We start from the raw sequence: 17585 nt of genomic DNA, 5'->3' as shown, positions 1-17585 counted from the left end.
TTTCCAATAGTTATCCCCCACACTAAGGCATATTCCCAGGCATTACTCACCCGTCCGCCGCTCGCCGCCCAACAACGCCCCCGAAGGATTGTTGTTGTCGCTGCCGCTCGACTTGCATGTGTTAGGCCTGCCGCCAGCGTTCAATCTGAGCCATGATCAAACTCTTCAATTAGAATTTTTGTGGTCTCTCGACCGGCTCAACGAATACTGATTGAACATCAATAACTAGAAGCTAGTCATGATATTCGAATTGACTGTGCCGATATAGCCGAAGCTATTTCGTATTGGTCACTCAGTTCATTGATAAATCTTTTGACTTAACTTTTTCACGAGTGCCCACACAGATTGCATGGTCAAATTGTTAAAGAACAAACTGATTGGTTAGTGGCTTAAGTTGCCGCTCTCCGTGTCAGTGAGGTGGCATTATAGAGACTTCGATCACGTTGGCAAGGGGCTTTTTTAAAAAACTTAAAAAAAAAGCCTCTTTGAACAAAAGTTAACCCAACCCATCAAAAAACACACTTATAGAGCTTTAAACTGGCTGGCAAACTGCTTAACTTTTTCCCAATCGGTATATTCAACCTCTTTTGTCGTATCGGTTTCTCCACCAGTGATACGCATAATGAGCTGAATCATGACGCGATCAAGCCAATTATAGCGAGGATAGCGCAGTGCACCGGCAAATACTGCTTGCAGTTTAGGCTGCCAAGGCGAGCGCTTAAGAAACTTCAACATATAAGCACTGGTTTCTGGAGTATTCTTACCTTCTTTTCTCGCAGTAAGGTTAACGCAGAAAAAGCCAACTTTAGCCTGTTCTAGCGCTGTAAGGTTCTTTTCTATAAATTGATAAAGCTTTTTATTCAAATGACCATAGCGCACAGATGCCCCTATTAGGACACGACTATAATCTGCGAAGTTCACTGAAGTTACATTATTGAGATCAACAAGCTCACAAGCACAGTCTTCACCCAGTGCCTCTTCTATACGTCGTAATATCTTGACGGTCTGCCCATCACTACTTGAGTGGAGCAATAATACTTTTTCCATGCTTTCCTCTATTAATTACGCCAAAATGTTGGGGTAAATAGCACCAATAAGGTGAATACCTCTAAACGACCAAATAACATTGAAATAACTAACACCCATTTAGCAGGATCATTAATTTCACCAAAATGTACAGCCACCTCGCCCAGCCCCGGCCCTAAGTTGTTCAATGTTGCCGCAACCGCAGAAAAAGCAGTTAACTCATCAAGCCCTGTCGCAATAAGAGCGAGCATACATATAACAAAAACTAAAGCGTATGCGGAAAAGAATCCCCAAACCGCATCAACAACACGCTGTGGCAAAGCTTTATTACCGACTTTGATGGTGTAAACCGCTCTTGGGTGAATAAGTCGTTTAAGCTCTCTGACCCCTTGCAATAATAGTAAGAGCATACGAATTACTTTTATGCCGCCACCCGTAGAGCCTGCACACCCTCCAACAAAAGAGGAGAAAAGTAACAATACCGGCAGAAACAATGGCCATTCTGAAAAGCTTGTCGTGGTAAAACCCGCAGTTGTCGATATCGACACTGTTTGGAATAGTGCCTGATCGAATGCATCATAATAAGAGTCATAAGAATGATGCTTTAACAGCAAACTAAAACATATTGCTAGCAAGATAAATTGGGTGGCTAAAAATGCTCTAAATTCAGGGTCTCGCCAATATGTTCTTAGGTGTACACCACCATTTGCAAAAGCGGCAAAATGCAGTGAGAAATTACAGGCTGATATCAATAGAAATACAACGGTGATCATATTAATCGTAGGGCTATCAAAATACCCCATGCTGGCATCATGCGTTGAGAACCCGCCAATGGCTACCGTCGAAAAACTGTGTGATATCGCATCGAATACAGACATACCCGCCAGCCAAAAAGCTGTAGCACAACTAACAGTTAATGCTAAATAGATGTACCACAGCGTTTTTGCTGTCTCCGCGATTCTCGGCGTCATTTTACTGTCTTTCACTGGACCAGGTATCTCAGCTCGATAAAGCTGCATCCCACCAATCCCAAGTACGGGTAAAATGGCTACCGCCAAAACAATGATCCCCATTCCACCAAACCACTGCAGTAGCTGACGATAAAATAGAATCGCTTTGGGTAAGTAATCAAGCCCCACAATAACTGTCGCTCCGGTCGTCGTTAACGCGGAGAATGATTCAAAGAAAGAATCAGTTATTGATAAATCGGGTGTCTTCGCCAAAATAAAAGGCACAGCTCCGGCACTTCCGATAACCGTCCAGAACAAAACAACGATAAGAAAGCCGTCTCTGGCTTTTAATTCTCGTCGGTAATGTCGGTTAGGTACCCATAATAGTGCGCCTCCAGCAAAAAGCAGGAAGAATGTAACAACAAAAGGAAAGCCGGCACCATCTCGATAAATAAGCGCGACTAAAGCAGGTGCCAGCATAGTGACACTGAATAATGCGAGCAATAGCCCGACAATTCTGATTATGGAACGAAATTGCATTGCCTATACGGCTCTCATCCTTAATTAAAAATACTAGGCTTCTAGAGTGTTTTAATCACTCTTGCCTACCGCAACAATCTGTCCACCGCTACGGTTTGTCAGTTTGGTCCTAAATTCATCCACTAAGCGACTATCTAATTCAATAGTCATATCAACCTTACTCGCATACTCGGCTTCTATTTGACGGCCAGCATGTTCTGCAAGCAACGTTTCCACCAGCGACACTTGATTATACTCACAGCTCAGCACCAGCTCTGAGGTTATTATCTTTTGTGTAGTTTGAAGCAGCGCCAAAGCTTGCTGAACGCCACCACCATATGCCTTAACTAAACCACCAGTACCCAATTTGATCCCACCAGAGTAACGCGTTACAACGGCGGTGATTTCCCCGACGCTCGAACCACTCAACTGCGCTAGAATAGGTTTCCCTGCGGTACCTGACGGCTCACCATCATCACTAAATCCCCATAACATGGAGTCTTCTGGACGACCAGCAACAAATGCCCAGCAATTATGCCTAGCATCGGAGTGTTTATCTTTTATGTGCTGAACAAACGCCTTCGCAGCCATTATATTGGGTGTATGGGCTAAATAAGTAATAAAGCGGCTCTTCTTTATTTCTTCTTCAAATGTCGCCCCACTGGCTGGGATCAAATACGGTTCAGATGCTGACATAACACGCCGTGCTGCAATGACTATGGGTAATCTGACAGAATATCACAAATGCAGTACTCTGATCTCAGGCCAAAAAAGAAAAGGGGCTTACGCCCCCTTATTAAACAGTACTACTACTTCAATATTCTACTGTGGCCGGTTAGTGCCCCCGACTAACTCTAACCTTACCTGCTCTACACGGGTATCTGCTTCAAGCAATGAAATTAGTGGTAATAAGTTTTGATCTTGTTTTGTTCGAACCAGAACAATTTCACTTTCGCTATATACAATTTCAAGCTGGCTGCTATGTGCAAATTGGCTAGGGTTTACGCTCGGCGCTAAACGTAAGAAAAGGCCACCAGATACTTCCATCGGACCATTAGCAGATGACGTCGCAAGTAATTTATCACCAACAAAAAGTGATGCACTTGCGTCCATTGATAGCTGCTGAGGCATCCCCCTTCGCTCAGAGTCCACTGAGTATAATTTTGTATACCGCTCTCCAGCAATTTCCACCTCACCAACGGACTCCCACTGTGAAAACTGGCTTAGTGGCATAGAGGGTAATACTTCCTGCGCTGACGCATTAAATGCTGCTATCGATAATGACATGACAATAATACTGACGTTAGTACGAATACATGATTTCATTTCCTACTCTCCCTGCTGTCCAAAGAAGCGAATATCCCATGAAGTTAAGATGCCATCTTGCGTATTGTTCGGCTGTGTAATGGGGAATATATTTTCTGGGTCAAAGTAAGCAAGCCAACTCGTTGTTTCTTTATTAGTATCTCGAACAATAAGCTGCCAAGCACCTTCTGCTGACTCACCGTAGAACTGGTGTGATAACAACAATTGCTGTTCAAATCCCTTGATAGATGTATCAAGCGATTGGCTAACCAGACCCGTTCTTGGCGAAAGCAATACACTACGAGTACCTGATGGTGATACCAGCTCGATAGCAAGATCGTGTATACGCTGATGCTCTAGGTTTATCTTTATTTGCACTGTTTCTACGACAAAATCGCTCATTTGCTCAAACGTGCTGGTTACCCCGGCCAGTTCAGCATCTGGTATCAAGACGTCTACACTTTGACTTGACCAATCAGTAATGATCTGTGGGGGTAATGGCTGGCTATATTGCAAAGCCATCATGATCGCATCATCAATATTTACCCGACCAAAACCATAAAAGTTATGATAATCGTACCCAGCAGCATTCCTCTGCCAGCCAGGGATAGCATCATAGGAAACCTCTTCACCTGAAGACTGAGTGAAGCTCAAGGATACACCGGTATGAGCCGGATTCGTTTTAGTCGCTGTCGAAGCTAAAATATGGCGAATATCGCGCCAGTTCAGTGCAGGGTTGGCCGACATTAACAAAGCCACTGCGCCCGAAGTGTTCGGGGCTGCTGACGACGTACCATTCATTGTGCCCATAAAGTCACAATTTGGGTCAAGTTCCGTACCGCCATGCAACGTATTACCAGCGCCACCAGCCACATTGCTACCAGCATCGCAACCTGATAAATCCGTTGTAACCATTGCAGGCTTCATCTCGCCATATTCACCGCCGGGGGCAGAAACAAACACATTCGCCCCCACGCTACTATAAGAAGAGAGCCCACCATCAGCATTTAAAGCAGATATAACGACATTCCAGTAACTTGCATTTGTTGGCGTCAGGTTACTGTCTTGCATTGGTAAGCCAGCATTAGCAGGCCCAATACGATTACTATCAAAGAAGTCTCCCGGTAGTACATAAGCAGCACCTATTGATGCTCCAAGCCAGCCATAAAAGTAGTTATAGCTATTACCGGCGGATTTAATGAACAAGCTTCCACGCCCTTGATGCGACGTTGTCGTCACCTGCTCATACACTTGCTCTTCCAGCGCTAACTGAGGATCAGACATATCGTAAGCAATAGGAAAAATAGTGCTATAACCATAACTCTGGTTAAACACTCGGGTATCTTGGGTATTCGTTGCAGCGCCATGTGACATCAACCAACCTTCAGCCGATTGATTCAACAACCAATTAAACCCTTTTAATCCAGCTTTAGGGGCAACACCTCGCCCTCCGATGGCATTCCACCCCACAGCAGCAGTTAGACCCGCAACAGCAGTACCGTGGTTATTGGATGGATCATCAGGAGTTGGATCATTATCATTATTTACCAAATCCCAAGATCCGGGACGAACATTCGCCGCAAGATCTGGGTGGCCAATTTCCAATCCATCATCAATGATAGCCACATTGACTCCCACGCCATGAATACCTAATAAGTGAGTCAGCCATAAGTTCATATCTTGCCCAGCCGTGCCTGTCGACTGAGAAAATGCTGATTGTCCAGTATTACGTAAATGCCATTGGTGGGTGAACAGTGGATCACCCGGAGGTAAATCAGGCACCCAGCTCCAATCTACTGCAGGGGTATGGTGAGGTGATGGTTTCACCATCATTACAGCTTGTCCGCTCATCGGCAGCATTACCGCCAATGCTGCAGATAATACTGTCAGCTTACTTTTCATCTTTGTCGATCCTTCGATTGAATTACAACCACAGCACCATGCTGCGGCTATCCCATTTACGATCGATAAATTGCAAATAGCCAGATGACAGTGAAATCAATGACCAAGCTTTAGAAACATTTCCCAACCTTGTAAAGTTGTTAAAGAAAAGTATAAAAAATCTTCCGCATATTCATCACATTATGGTTATAGCGATCCTTATACTCAGTTACACCCTCACAAAGTTAAACAAATGTTTAAAAAATTATTGTATTTGTTGCAAGTCAGGTTCAGACTATTATTTAACCTAGTTACAGGTCAAACCAGTTCAATCAATTCGGCACAGAACCGGAATTCACGGAGATAGAACATGATTTACCAAGGTGAAACCCTATCCGTACGCTATCTGGAAGATGGTATCGCGGAACTGAACCTCGACGCTCCAGGCTCAATAAATAAATTTGATCTCAAAACATTAGAGAGCTTTAACGAAGCTCTTAATGTGCTCTACCATCAAACCGATCTTAAAGGCTTACTGCTAACATCCAATAAAGAGGCTTTTATTGTCGGTGCTGATATTACCGAGTTTCTTGGTCTATTTGCACAGCCCGCTGAAGAGCTTTCGCAGTGGGTTAGCCATGCTAATGATATTTTCAACAAACTCGAAGATCTGCCAGTTCCAACACTTTCAGCAATTAACGGCCATGCATTAGGTGGTGGCTGTGAATGTGTCTTAGCAACTGACTTCCGTTTAGCGGATAGCACCGCTAGGATCGGCCTACCTGAAACCAAACTCGGTATCATGCCTGGTTTTGGTGGTACGGTACGCTTACCTCGCTTGATCGGTGCCGATCCAGCAATGGAAATCATTACTGCAGGCAAAGATAAAAAAGCTAACGACGCTCTAAAGCTGGGCTTAGTAGATGCTGTCGTTGAACCTTCAATACTTAAAAGCGCCGCGCTCACCATGCTAAAAGATGCCATTGTAGGCAAACTCGACTGGCAATCACGTCGAGCGCAGAAAAAAGCCCCACTACCGTTAAATAAAATAGAAGCAACAATGAGCTTTACCGTCGCAAAAGGCATGGTATCTCAAGCTGCAGGCCCGCATTACCCAGCCCCCATTACCGCAGTAAAAACCATTGAAGAAGCAGCACGCTGCACACGTGATGAAGCCCTTGCGATAGAAAACAAATACTTTGTTACTTTGGCTAAAACCGAAGTTGCACAAGCGCTTGTCGGTATATTCCTCAATGATCAATATATAAAAGCGAAAGCCAAACAAGCGGTGAAGGCAGGAAAACCAACGCAAAAAGGTATGGTGCTCGGTGCTGGTATTATGGGAGGTGGCATTGCTTACCAGTCATCACTCAAGGGTGTGCCTGTACTGATGAAAGATATTGCCGATACTTCATTGGATCTCGGGATGGGTGAAGCGGCGAAGTTACTCAATAAGCAATTAGAGCGTGGCCGTATTGATGGCTTAAAAATGGCGAAGGTTTTGAGTGGGATCACCCCTAGCCTCCACTACTCAGGCGCAGAAGATGTCGATGTCGTGATTGAAGCCGTTGTTGAAAATCCAAAAATCAAAGCTTCGGTATTAAGCGATGTTGAACAGCAAGTCAGTGACGATACTGTTATTGCGTCCAATACCTCAACCATTCCAATTAACTTACTGGCAGCTTCACTTCAGCGACCAGAGAATTTCTGTGGCATGCACTTTTTTAACCCTGTACACCGCATGCCATTAGTCGAAATTATTCGCGGAAAGAAAACCTCAGATGACACTATCGACCGAGTAGTCGCCTACGCGGCAAAAATGGGTAAATCCCCAATTGTCGTCAATGATTGCCCGGGATTTTTCGTCAACCGTGTACTGTTTCCATACTTTGCCGGCTTTAGCATGCTACTTCGCGATGGTGCGGATTTTGTAAAAGTGGATAAAGTCATGGAGCGACAGTTTGGCTGGCCAATGGGGCCTGCATATTTATTAGATGTTGTCGGTATTGATACAGCCCATCACGCACAAGCGGTTATGGCTGAAGGCTTCCCTGAACGAATGGGCAAAGACTATAAAGATGCTGTCGATGTAATGTTCGAGACCGAACGCTATGGTCAGAAAAATGGAAAAGGCTTCTTTAACTATTCTTTTGATCGCAAGGGTAAACCAAAGAAGTCTATTGACCCAGAAGTCGCCGGGCTTCTTACTCAAGTTTCGGCCGCAAGCCAACAATATGATGATGAAACTATTATTGCTCGTATGATGGTGCCAATGATTAATGAAGTCGCACGTTGTTTAGAAGAGAATATTATTGCCAGTCCAGCCGATGCTGATATGGCATTAGTTTATGGACTCGGCTTCCCTCCTTTCCGTGGTGGTGTTTTCCGCTACCTAGACACGTTAGGGCTAAAGAACTATGTCGCACTGGCCGATTCCCTTGCTCACCTTGGTGCTATTTATCAAGTACCGACCGGGCTTCGAGAAAAAGCCGAAAAAAGCGAAACTTATTACCCAGCCCCTAATCGTAAATAACCGTGGCTTAAGGATGAGGAACATAAAATGAATAATGTCGTAATTGTTGATTGTATCCGCACCCCGATGGGGCGATCTAAAGGCGGAGCATACAGGCACACTCGTGCCGAAGATCTCTCCGCTCACCTGATGAAAGGCTTACTGGATCGCAATCCACAAGTTGATCCAGCAAGCATCGAAGATATTTACTGGGGCTGCGTGCAACAAACATTAGAACAAGGCTTTAATATTGGTCGAAATGCCGCACTACTCGCAGGGATCCCCCATACTGTTGGAGCAACCACCGTTAACCGTTTGTGCGGTTCATCGATGCAGGCGCTTCATGATGCAGCCCGAGCAATTATGGTTGGTGATGCCGATACCTGCATCATTGGTGGTGTTGAACATATGGGCCATGTACCAATGACCCATGGTGTTGATTTCCATCCAGGTATGTCGAAGTCTGTCGCGAAAGCGGCGGGTATGATGGGGCTAACGGCAGAAATGCTGGGTAAAATGCACGGTATTAACCGAGAAATGCAAGATGCCTTTGCTGCTCGCTCTCACCAACGAGCCCATGCCGCAACAATTGAGGGGCGTTTTAAGAACGAAATCTACCCGACAGAAGGCCATGATGAAAACGGGATTCTCACTACCTTTGAGAATGATGAAGTTATCCGCCCTGAAACAACAGTCGAGGGGCTATCTGGCTTGCGCCCGGTCTTTGACCCAGCCAATGGCACCGTTACCGCAGGTACATCGTCTGCGTTATCTGACGGCGCTTCAGCGATGCTCGTCATGAGTGAAGAAAAAGCTAAAGCGCTAGGGTTAACCATCCGTGCACGCATCAAATCCATGGCCATTGCTGGTTGTGACCCGTCCATCATGGGATATGGCCCAGTACCTGCGAGCCAAAAAGCCCTTAAACGTGCAGGCCTAACCATTGATGATATTGGTATCGTGGAATTGAATGAAGCATTTGCTGCTCAATCACTGCCTTGCGCCAAAGATCTTGGTCTCCTTGATAGCGTCGATGAAAAAGTTAATTTGAATGGTGGTGCGATAGCCCTTGGGCACCCACTTGGGTGTTCAGGTTCGCGTATTTCCACCACATTAATCAATTTGATGGAACATCATGATGCCCAATTTGGTTTAGCCACAATGTGCATCGGACTCGGACAAGGTATCGCGACAGTCTTTGAGCGAGTCAAATAAAACAAACGCTTTATAACCCGCTTCGGCGGGTTTTTTATTGCTTGCCATATACCCTTACTCACACTATGTATATTGCGCATATATTAAATGATAAAGTTTCATTATATTCATAGTGGCATCAAGACTACACTCATACCCCATAACAGCCGCTTTTATAATTCGGAGTACACCCATGTTTAAGGCACTGGTTCTAAACCAAGAAGAGAAAAAAACTATCGCCGGTATTACACAGGTCGATGAATCACAGCTTCCTGAAGGCGATGTACTGATCAACGTTGACTACTCTTCTCTTAACTACAAAGATGGTCTAGCCATTACTGGTAAAGGGCGCATTGTTCGTCAATTTCCAATGGTTCCAGGCATTGATTTAACCGGTACGGTTGCTGAGTCTTCCGATGACCGCTATCAGCCAGGCGACAAGGTCGTTCTTACAGGATGGGGCGTCGGCGAAGGCCACTGGGGTGGAATGGCTGAAAAAGCGCGCTTAAAAGCAGACTGGTTAGTACCTCTTCCTGCCAACCTTGATGGTAAGCAAGCAATGATGGTTGGTACTGCGGGTTTAACGGCGATGTTGTGTGTACAAGCCTTGATTGATGCCGATGTAAAACCTGAAGCCGGTGAAATATTGGTTACTGGTGCCAGCGGTGGTGTAGGCTCTGTTGCCGTCGCCCTACTCGCACAACTGGGCTACCAAGTCGCTGCAGTCACAGGTCGTAGCGAAGTCAACGGTCCACTCCTTCAAGAGCTAGGCGCTTCACGCATTATCGAACGTAGTGAGTTTGAAGAACCAGCGCGCCCACTGGAAAAACAAGTGTGGGCAGGTGCCGTTGACACCGTCGGCAGCAAAGTATTAGCCAAAGTATTAGCACAAATGGACTATAACGGTGCAGTAGCTGCCTGTGGTTTAGCTGGAGGTTTTGATCTGCCAACAACCGTGATGCCATTTATTTTACGTAACGTTCGCCTACAAGGTGTCGACTCAGTATCGTGCCCATTTGAAAAACGTCAACAAGCGTGGCAAAAACTAACTGACACCTTACCAGCAAGCTATTTCCAACAGGCATGTCGCGAAATCACGCTAGAAGAAGTCGCACAAGCAGCTGAAGATATTACCAACGGCCAGATCACAGGCCGTGTTGTTATCAAGCTATAAACTATTTGCTCTATCTAATATAAAAAGACCAGCTGTTGCTGGTCTTTTTTCGCTTAAATCAGCCCCATATCATGTATTCGTTTATCAATTAACTTACCGCACTCTTCTTTGATCAACTTACGTAACCAAATTTGCGATGCTGAATGTTCACAACGCGGATGCCATATTAACGAATAATCAAACGGGCTGAATTTAAATGGTAACGGCTTAACCACCAAATCATGTTTCTCTGCAACCAAGTAAGCCAAGTCAGCTGGCACGGTGATGATCAGTGGCATACTATCGACAACCGCTAGAGCCGCTTCTAGATGATAGGCCCTCAATACCGTTTTTCGATCAGGGTAACCACGTAGCGCATCATCAATTAATGCTTTCACGCCATCACTAATCGCAATCATGGCATGGGGATAGTTAAGATAATCATCCAACGTTAGATCGATATCAGCCAACGGATGGTGTTTCGATAACATGCAGAAAACACTGACCAACCCCAAATGCTCACTGCCAAGTGGGTCAACAGGCCCGATAGGATGGCATATCGCCATATCGCAGCCGTCAGTGGTGAGCTGGGCTAATAAATGATCGTGTTGTAACGGTGCAAACTCTAACGATATACCCGGCGCTTCGCTATATATACGCGGTAGCGCAAAAGGAAGAATGGTTTGCATCGCGTAATCAGTGGTTGCAATAACAAAATGCTGATCACATTCTTGAGGCCGAAAATCATTTGGTGTCAGTAATGTGCGCATCGCCTCTAGTGGTTCATTGAGTTGTTCGTTTAACTCCAATGCCCGCTGAGTTGGTAATAAGCGTTGGCCTTGACGTGTAAATAGAGGATCACCAATTAGCTCTCGCAGCCGGCCTAAAACCCTGCTCATCGCCGACTGACTAAGGTTCAGCCGTACCGCCGCTTTACTCACGCTGCCTTCGTCAAGCAATACCTTTAATGCTACCAATAGGTTCAAATCACGGCGATAAACTTCTTCAAGCTCCATAGCTAACCTTTCTCTATCAATAGAAACAACATTATGTCGTGTCAGATAAAAAAAATCCCGCTATAAAAGCGGGGAAGCCCAAGAAAACTGGGGGGAGTGTAGTAGATTTGAGTAAGTGAGTGCTTCTTCTTATTCTTCTTCAAGCTCTGGCGAATTGGTTAATTCAACCCAGAGACCCAGCGCTGCTGCAATTAAGCCGCCAAGCGCGAAGACACTCATATCATTCGGGGTACGCAGTACTAAAGAACAAAACGTAATAAAGCACAACACACAGTAAATTGTTAAGCGATCCATCTGAGTCAACATAATAACCTCTCCTAATCCTTCAGAAGACAAACGTTAATGACTTGTTAAATAAGTTACACACTTTATTCCCATTTGCCAACCCTTATTGATTAATTATTATTCATCAGTATCATCATCGGCTTCAAAGAAAGGTATAAAGACAATGACTGCAATTTTTGACAACCCAACTCATAACTTGGAAGCAGAAGGACTTCGCTGCCCAGAACCTGTCATGATGGTACGTAAGACAGTCAGAAAGATGGCTGAAGGCGACACTCTTTTAGTCGTGGCGGATGACCCTTCAACAACACGTGATATCCCAAGCTTTTGTCGTTTTATGGATCACACACTTGTTGCCTCAGAAACCGACACCCTTCCTTATCGCTTTCTCATCAAAAAAGGCACCAATTAAAAAAGGCAGCTCAATGAGCTGCCTTTTGTATATTCATTCAATGTTTAGAGTTTAGTCATACTCACGCAGCTGTTGATTAGCTCTATCTAGCTCTTGTCTGAGTTTGTAAATCTCTTTCTTCAATGGTGCGACATAACGAAGCCGTACCAAAGCATCTACAGACAAGTAAGTCGTAACAATCGCACCGACAACCATAGGCAACCACATATCGGTCAAAACCATACCCAGAATATTCAAAGCCAAAGCCGTGTTGAATAACCAAAACTGGCTTTGAGGTGATACTGCAAGAAAACGATCCATAACCCCTCCAAACAGATGTTAGTGACCTAAACTCACCATAGCATGAGGCGCTAAAAGACTCTGCAACTAATATCACACTTTATATGGCTGTTACCTTTCTGTCATAACTCTCAACAGAAAGGTTGTTTCACGTGAAACTCACCGAGGATCTATAAGCCAATACCTGCCACAATCGCCAATCCCAAAAATAATAACGCGGTGATTTTTCGGATCAAATCCAATGGCATTTTATCGGCAGAAAGCTTACCAATTAAGACCACAGGTACATTCGCTAGCAGCATGCCAATTGTTGTTCCCAACACAACTAATAACAAAGCATCGTTGTATTTAGCCCCCAGCATGGTTGTTGCAACTTGCGTTTTATCCCCAATTTCAGCAATAAAAAAAGCAATAAAACTCGCCACAAATGGGCCTCGATTCGATATTTTTTCATCATCATCGAGCTTATCTGGAATTAAAATCCAGCCAGCCATTGCCACAAAACTTATCACCAATGTCCACTTTAATATTTCAGGCGTTAAAAAATCAGCCACAACAACACCGAGCCAGGCTGCTAAAGCATGATTGGCAATGGTGGCAAAAAATATCGCTAAAATGATAGGTACGGGTTTACGATAACGGCTGGCTAATAGCAACGACAACAACTGGGTTTTATCCCCAATCTCGGCCAAAGCAACAGTAGTAATTGAAATAGCTAGAACGCTCACAACATGCTCTTGGGGGCGAGGATAATTATTTGAACCATAGACAAACGTGCACGCCCCACCCCGGTTCATGCTGGTTTGCCGATGGTCTCGCTAAACTCACTAGTAGGATAAAGTGTGAGTCATAAACGCCATGAAGATTTTGCTTCAATTATGTTGACGTTTATCTCGCTAGCGCGAGAAGCTACTCCCCAAAGGAGCAAGGATTCTAACCAGCTTTGACACAGGGATCAAGCCATAAAAAAAGAGCCCTTAGGCTCTTTTTTTATATCGTCTTCATACCAACTTATGATGTCGGGCTAAGCACAATTTCAACTCGGCGGTTTTCAGCACGGCCTTGTTCATTGCTATTCGAAGCAACTGGGTGGGCTTCACCCATCCCTTTCGTCACAATACGATTGCCCGACACACCATCACGTACTAACTGGTTAGTCACCTCACTCGCACGTACTTGAGAAAGACGTAGGTTATAAGATGCCGCACCCGTGCTATCGGTAAAGCCGTACACATTCAGGATTGTTTTGTCATACTCTTTCGCGACGATAGCTACGTTATACAACGCCTTCTTCGCTCGCGTACTTAAGTCAGTTTGATCCACACCAAAGGTAATTTCATTTGGCATATTCAGAACAATATTGTCACCATCACGAGTAACACTGATACCCGTTGATTGCAGCTGCTTGCGCAACTCAGCTTCTTGAACATCCATGTAGTAGCCAATGCCGCCACCTAATGCCGCACCAGATGCAGCACCAATCAAGGCACCCTTACCACGATCACTTTTGCTCGATGAGGCAACACCAATCGCAGCACCTGTTACAGCGCCAATTAATGCGCCGCCCGTTGCTTTGGATGTTTGCTCTTCACCCGAATACGGGTTAGTTGTCGTACACCCTGTTGCCACAATAGTAACAGCTGATGCCAATACAACATTGCGAGCCCACTTGCTAGAACGGCGTGAAAAACTCAAATCCATCTTATCATCCCTATAGTCTCGGCTTTGAGCCGATGTCATCGTAAAACATAGCGGCATTAATAATGAAATACCAAAGTACAATATTGTAACGCTGGGAATTGAATTGATATCAGAACAATGTAAAAAAGCACTAAAATATCATTCCTAGTTATCACTCCCACCTAGCTAATTTAAGCAAAATCATTAAAGATGACCAAAAAATATGCACAAGACCTACTAGCGCAATGCCTGTCGAGGTATACTGGATAGTTATTAAAAATTCATTAATCACGCGAAGCTGACAATGCAGAAATACGATATTAAAACCTTTCAAGGCATGATCCTCGCGCTGCAGGATTATTGGGCTCAAAACGGTTGTACTATTGTTCAACCTTTGGATATGGAAGTAGGTGCTGGCACCTCTCACCCAATGACATGTCTACGTGCACTTGGCCCAGAGCCAATGTCTACGGCATACGTTCAACCTTCTCGTCGTCCGACCGATGGTCGTTACGGTGAAAACCCGAACCGTCTGCAGCACTACTATCAATTCCAAGTAGCTCTAAAACCTTCTCCGGATAACATCCAGGAGTTGTACTTAGGCTCGCTTGAAGTTCTTGGTGTCGATCCGCTGGTTCACGATATTCGCTTCGTAGAAGACAACTGGGAAAACCCAACGCTAGGCGCATGGGGTCTTGGTTGGGAAGTTTGGCTAAACGGCATGGAAGTGACCCAATTCACTTACTTCCAGCAAGTTGGTGGCCTTGAGTGTAAACCAGTAACCGGTGAAATCACTTACGGTATCGAACGTCTAGCAATGTACATCCAAGAAGTAGATTCGGTTTACGACCTTGTATGGAACGTAGCACCAGACGGCTCTAACGTGACTTACGGTGACATCTTCCACCAGAACGAAGTTGAGCAATCAACGTACAACTTCGAGCACGCAGACGTAGACTTCCTATTCACTTTCTTCGACCAGTGCGAGAAAGAGTGTAAAGAGCTACTTGAGCTGGAGAAGCCACTACCGCTTCCAGCTTACGAGCGCATTCTAAAAGCGGGCCACGCATTCAACATCCTTGATGCGCGCAAAGCTATCTCTGTAACAGAGCGTCAACGTTACATCCTTCGTATCCGCAACCTGACTAAAGCCGTTGCAGAGGCGTACTACGCGTCACGTGAAGCGCTAGGCTTCCCAATGTGTAAGAAGGATAAATAATCATGGCGAAGAATTTTCTAATTGAACTGGGTACGGAAGAGCTTCCACCAACAGCACTTCGTTCTCTCGCTGAAGCATTTGCTTCTAACTTTGAAGCTGGTCTTAAGTCAGCTGAGCTTTCTCACGAAGGTATCAAGTGGTACGCAGCACCTCGCCGTCTAGCACTTAAAGTAACAGCACTGGCTGAAGGCCAAGCGGACAAAGTCGTTGAGAAACGTGGTCCTGCTGTTTCTGTCGCATTCGATGCTGAAGGCAATGCAACGAAAGCAGCACAAGGTTGGGCTCGTGGTAATGGTATTACTGTTGAACAAGCAGAGCGTCTAAAAACAGACAAAGGCGAGTGGCTTCTATTCAAACAAGAAGTGGCTGGCAAACCTGTTCAAGAATTAGTGATAGATATCGCAGCGAAAGCATTAGCGGGTCTACCCATTCCTAAAGCGATGCGCTGGGGTAACTCTGACATTCAATTTATCCGTCCAGTGAAAACACTGACAGTACTGCTAGGTGATGAGCTTATTGAAGGCGAAATCCTAGGTGTCGCATCAGCTCGTACTATCCGTGGCCACCGTTTCATGGGCGAGCAAGAGTTCACTATCGATTCTGCTGATCAATACCCAACGCTTCTTGAAGAGCGCGGTAAAGTCATGGCAGATTATGATGCCCGTAAAGCGATCATCCTTGCTGATGCTAAAAAAGCAGCTGAAGCTGTTGGCGGTATTGCAGACCTAGAAGACGACCTTGTTGAAGAAGTAACATCTCTGGTTGAATGGCCAGTAGTGCTTACTGCTAAGTTTGAACAAGAGTTCCTAAAAGTACCGTCTGAAGCCTTGGTTTACACCATGAAAGGCGACCAGAAGTACTTCCCTGTATATGATGCAGAGAAAAACCTTCTACCGAACTTTATCTTCGTGTCTAACATCGAGTCTAAAGAGCCTCGCCACGTTATCGAAGGTAACGAAAAAGTTGTACGTCCACGTCTTGCTGATGCTGAGTTCTTCTTCAACACAGACCGTAAGCGTCCGCTTATCGACCGTCTACCTGAACTAGACCAGGCGATCTTCCAGAAGCAACTTGGTACGATCAAAGACAAGACTGACCGCATCACTGAACTTGCTGGCTACATCGCTGAGCAAATCGATGCAGACGTTGAAAAGTCGAAGCGTGCAGGCCTACTGGCTAAGTGTGATCTTATGACATCCATGGTATTCGAATTTACGGATACTCAAGGTGTGATGGGCATGCACTACGCAACTCACGATGGCGAAGACGAGCAAGTTGCACTGGCACTTTACGAGCAGTACATGCCTCGTTTTGCTGGTGACACACTACCAAGCACAGGCATTTCTTCTGCTGTAGCAATGGCAGATAAGCTAGATACTATCGTAGGTATCTTCGGTATTGGCCAAGCGCCGAAAGGGTCTGACCCATTCGCACTACGTCGTGCATCACTAGGTGTGCTACGCATCATCGTTGAAAACGGCTACAACCTAGACCTAACTGATCTTATTGGTAAAGCGAAAGAGCTACTAGGCGACAAGCTGACAAACGACAATGTTGAAACGGATGTTATCGACTTCATGCTAGGTCGCTTCCGTGCATGGTACCAAGATGAAGGCCATAGCGTTGACGTTATTCAGGCAGTACTTGCCCGTCGCCCAACTCAACCTGCTGATTTTGATAAGCGTGTGAAAGCCGTGAGTCATTTCCGCTCTCTTGATGCCGCAGAGTCACTTGCTGCTGCAAACAAGCGTGTAGGTAATATCTTAGCGAAGTTTGACGGTGAGTTAGCAACAGCTATCAACACCACACTCCTTGTTGAAGATGCCGAGAAAGCACTGGCAGAGAAAGTCGAAACAATGGTTACGACACTAACACCTGTCTTCGCAGAAGGTAACTATCAGCAAGCATTGTCAGAGCTAGCAACATTACGTGATGCCGTTGATGCCTTCTTCGACAACGTAATGGTAATGGCAGATGACGAACAGCTAAAAGTGAACCGTCTAACCATGCTTAACCAGCTACGTAACGAGTTCCTGAAAGTGGCTGATATCTCTGTTCTGCAGAAATAATTAAGTGCACATCAGTTTGACCAAACCCCGGCTTGCCGGGGTTTTTTATATCTGTCGTATTTTACTACAATGACTACGCCCTGTT

At 45.2% G+C, this 17585-nt stretch carries 16 protein-coding genes, 1 rRNA gene and 1 riboswitch; of the genes, 6 read left to right on the top strand and 11 right to left on the bottom strand.

Annotation, left to right across the window (positions count from 1 at the left end; genetic code table 11):
• The 6 genes from L4D09_RS16645 to L4D09_RS16620 all read right to left on the bottom strand — a co-directional run.
• Nucleotides 1–172: ribosomal RNA gene (locus L4D09_RS16645) — 16S ribosomal RNA — on the bottom strand; the annotation flags it as partial.
• Between the two features lie 350 nt (nucleotides 173–522).
• Nucleotides 523–1047: a menaquinone-dependent protoporphyrinogen IX dehydrogenase gene (gene hemG / locus L4D09_RS16640; protein WP_428458633.1), complete on the bottom strand. Its 525-nt coding sequence runs from the start codon at nucleotides 1045–1047 to the stop codon at nucleotides 523–525.
• Between the two features lie 11 nt (nucleotides 1048–1058).
• Nucleotides 1059–2516 (bottom strand): TrkH family potassium uptake protein, encoded by a 1458-nt coding sequence (locus L4D09_RS16635; RefSeq protein ID WP_428458632.1) that lies wholly within the window; start codon nucleotides 2514–2516, stop codon nucleotides 1059–1061.
• Nucleotides 2517–2567: 51 nt separating this feature from the next.
• Nucleotides 2568–3191, bottom strand: a complete 624-nt coding sequence (locus L4D09_RS16630) for a YigZ family protein (RefSeq protein WP_428458631.1) — start codon at nucleotides 3189–3191, stop codon at nucleotides 2568–2570.
• Between the two features lie 126 nt (nucleotides 3192–3317).
• The gene (locus L4D09_RS16625) at nucleotides 3318–3821 is read right to left on the bottom strand and encodes a hypothetical protein (protein WP_428458630.1); all 504 of its coding nucleotides are present in this window, start codon (nucleotides 3819–3821) and stop codon (nucleotides 3318–3320) included.
• Nucleotides 3822–3824: 3 nt separating this feature from the next.
• A complete protein-coding gene (locus L4D09_RS16620) occupies nucleotides 3825–5702 on the bottom strand; it encodes a S8 family peptidase (RefSeq protein WP_428458629.1) in 1878 nt (625 codons plus the stop codon).
• A gap of 349 nt (nucleotides 5703–6051) precedes the next feature.
• On the opposite strand from L4D09_RS16620, the gene fadB reads away from it, so the two are divergent.
• From fadB to acuI, 3 genes are all read left to right on the top strand, one after another.
• On the top strand, nucleotides 6052–8214 hold the full coding sequence (fadB, locus tag L4D09_RS16615) for a fatty acid oxidation complex subunit alpha FadB (protein WP_428458628.1): 2163 nt from the start codon (nucleotides 6052–6054) through the stop codon (nucleotides 8212–8214).
• A 27-nt stretch (nucleotides 8215–8241) separates the two neighbouring features.
• On the top strand, nucleotides 8242–9408 hold the full coding sequence (gene fadA / locus L4D09_RS16610; protein WP_428458627.1) for an acetyl-CoA C-acyltransferase FadA: 1167 nt from the start codon (nucleotides 8242–8244) through the stop codon (nucleotides 9406–9408).
• A gap of 172 nt (nucleotides 9409–9580) precedes the next feature.
• Complete coding sequence (gene acuI / locus L4D09_RS16605; RefSeq protein ID WP_428458626.1) at nucleotides 9581–10561, top strand: acrylyl-CoA reductase (NADPH); 981 nt, start codon at nucleotides 9581–9583, stop codon at nucleotides 10559–10561.
• A 53-nt stretch (nucleotides 10562–10614) separates the two neighbouring features.
• Here the strand turns inward: acuI and L4D09_RS16600 are convergent, their stop codons facing one another.
• Nucleotides 10615–11556, bottom strand: coding sequence for a LysR family transcriptional regulator (locus L4D09_RS16600; protein WP_428458625.1), 942 nt, complete (start codon nucleotides 11554–11556; stop codon nucleotides 10615–10617).
• A gap of 129 nt (nucleotides 11557–11685) precedes the next feature.
• The gene (locus L4D09_RS16595; RefSeq protein WP_428458624.1) at nucleotides 11686–11862 is read right to left on the bottom strand and encodes a hypothetical protein; all 177 of its coding nucleotides are present in this window, start codon (nucleotides 11860–11862) and stop codon (nucleotides 11686–11688) included.
• A gap of 142 nt (nucleotides 11863–12004) precedes the next feature.
• Between L4D09_RS16595 and tusA the strand changes: the two genes are divergently transcribed.
• A complete protein-coding gene (tusA, locus tag L4D09_RS16590) occupies nucleotides 12005–12253 on the top strand; it encodes a sulfurtransferase TusA (RefSeq protein WP_428458623.1) in 249 nt (82 codons plus the stop codon).
• A gap of 51 nt (nucleotides 12254–12304) precedes the next feature.
• Here the strand turns inward: tusA and L4D09_RS16585 are convergent, their stop codons facing one another.
• The 3 genes from L4D09_RS16585 to L4D09_RS16575 form a co-directional block, all read right to left on the bottom strand.
• Nucleotides 12305–12553 (bottom strand): hypothetical protein, encoded by a 249-nt coding sequence (locus L4D09_RS16585; protein ID WP_428458622.1) that lies wholly within the window; start codon nucleotides 12551–12553, stop codon nucleotides 12305–12307.
• A 149-nt stretch (nucleotides 12554–12702) separates the two neighbouring features.
• Nucleotides 12703–13260 (bottom strand): TMEM165/GDT1 family protein, encoded by a 558-nt coding sequence (locus L4D09_RS16580; protein ID WP_428458621.1) that lies wholly within the window; start codon nucleotides 13258–13260, stop codon nucleotides 12703–12705.
• A gap of 92 nt (nucleotides 13261–13352) precedes the next feature.
• A riboswitch (yybP-ykoY riboswitch) is annotated at nucleotides 13353–13455 on the bottom strand.
• A gap of 88 nt (nucleotides 13456–13543) precedes the next feature.
• The gene (locus L4D09_RS16575) at nucleotides 13544–14233 is read right to left on the bottom strand and encodes a YiaD family glycine zipper/OmpA-like lipoprotein (protein ID WP_428458620.1); all 690 of its coding nucleotides are present in this window, start codon (nucleotides 14231–14233) and stop codon (nucleotides 13544–13546) included.
• A 283-nt stretch (nucleotides 14234–14516) separates the two neighbouring features.
• On the opposite strand from L4D09_RS16575, the gene glyQ reads away from it, so the two are divergent.
• A complete protein-coding gene (gene glyQ / locus L4D09_RS16570) occupies nucleotides 14517–15431 on the top strand; it encodes a glycine--tRNA ligase subunit alpha (RefSeq protein ID WP_009848159.1) in 915 nt (304 codons plus the stop codon).
• A gap of 2 nt (nucleotides 15432–15433) precedes the next feature.
• Complete coding sequence (gene glyS / locus L4D09_RS16565) at nucleotides 15434–17500, top strand: glycine--tRNA ligase subunit beta (RefSeq protein ID WP_428458619.1); 2067 nt, start codon at nucleotides 15434–15436, stop codon at nucleotides 17498–17500.
• Nucleotides 17501–17585: the final 85 nt, after the last annotated feature.

It is taken from the genome of Photobacterium makurazakiensis (assembly GCF_050336715.1).
Classification (GTDB): Bacteria; Pseudomonadota; Gammaproteobacteria; order Enterobacterales; family Vibrionaceae; genus Photobacterium; species Photobacterium makurazakiensis.
This window is presented reverse-complemented; position numbering and strand designations above follow the sequence as displayed.

Excerpts from the sequence above, each read along its gene's own strand:
- hemG (WP_428458633.1), bottom strand. The coding sequence starts at position 1,047 with ATGGAAAAAGTATTATTGCTCCACTCAAGTAGTGATGGGCAGACCGTC.
- L4D09_RS16635 (WP_428458632.1), bottom strand. The coding sequence starts at position 2,516 with ATGCAATTTCGTTCCATAATCAGAATTGTCGGGCTATTGCTCGCATTA.
- glyQ (WP_009848159.1), top strand. The coding sequence starts at position 14,517 with ATGCAGAAATACGATATTAAAACCTTTCAAGGCATGATCCTCGCGCTG.
- L4D09_RS16600 (WP_428458625.1), bottom strand. The coding sequence starts at position 11,556 with ATGGAGCTTGAAGAAGTTTATCGCCGTGATTTGAACCTATTGGTAGCA.
- L4D09_RS16585 (WP_428458622.1), bottom strand. The coding sequence starts at position 12,553 with ATGGATCGTTTTCTTGCAGTATCACCTCAAAGCCAGTTTTGGTTATTC.
- tusA (WP_428458623.1), top strand. The coding sequence starts at position 12,005 with ATGACTGCAATTTTTGACAACCCAACTCATAACTTGGAAGCAGAAGGA.
- L4D09_RS16575 (WP_428458620.1), bottom strand. The coding sequence starts at position 14,233 with ATGGATTTGAGTTTTTCACGCCGTTCTAGCAAGTGGGCTCGCAATGTT.
- L4D09_RS16625 (WP_428458630.1), bottom strand. The coding sequence starts at position 3,821 with ATGAAATCATGTATTCGTACTAACGTCAGTATTATTGTCATGTCATTA.
- L4D09_RS16595 (WP_428458624.1), bottom strand. The coding sequence starts at position 11,862 with ATGTTGACTCAGATGGATCGCTTAACAATTTACTGTGTGTTGTGCTTT.
- fadA (WP_428458627.1), top strand. The coding sequence starts at position 8,242 with ATGAATAATGTCGTAATTGTTGATTGTATCCGCACCCCGATGGGGCGA.
- acuI (WP_428458626.1), top strand. The coding sequence starts at position 9,581 with ATGTTTAAGGCACTGGTTCTAAACCAAGAAGAGAAAAAAACTATCGCC.
- L4D09_RS16620 (WP_428458629.1), bottom strand. The coding sequence starts at position 5,702 with ATGAAAAGTAAGCTGACAGTATTATCTGCAGCATTGGCGGTAATGCTG.
- glyS (WP_428458619.1), top strand. The coding sequence starts at position 15,434 with ATGGCGAAGAATTTTCTAATTGAACTGGGTACGGAAGAGCTTCCACCA.
- L4D09_RS16630 (WP_428458631.1), bottom strand. The coding sequence starts at position 3,191 with ATGTCAGCATCTGAACCGTATTTGATCCCAGCCAGTGGGGCGACATTT.
- fadB (WP_428458628.1), top strand. The coding sequence starts at position 6,052 with ATGATTTACCAAGGTGAAACCCTATCCGTACGCTATCTGGAAGATGGT.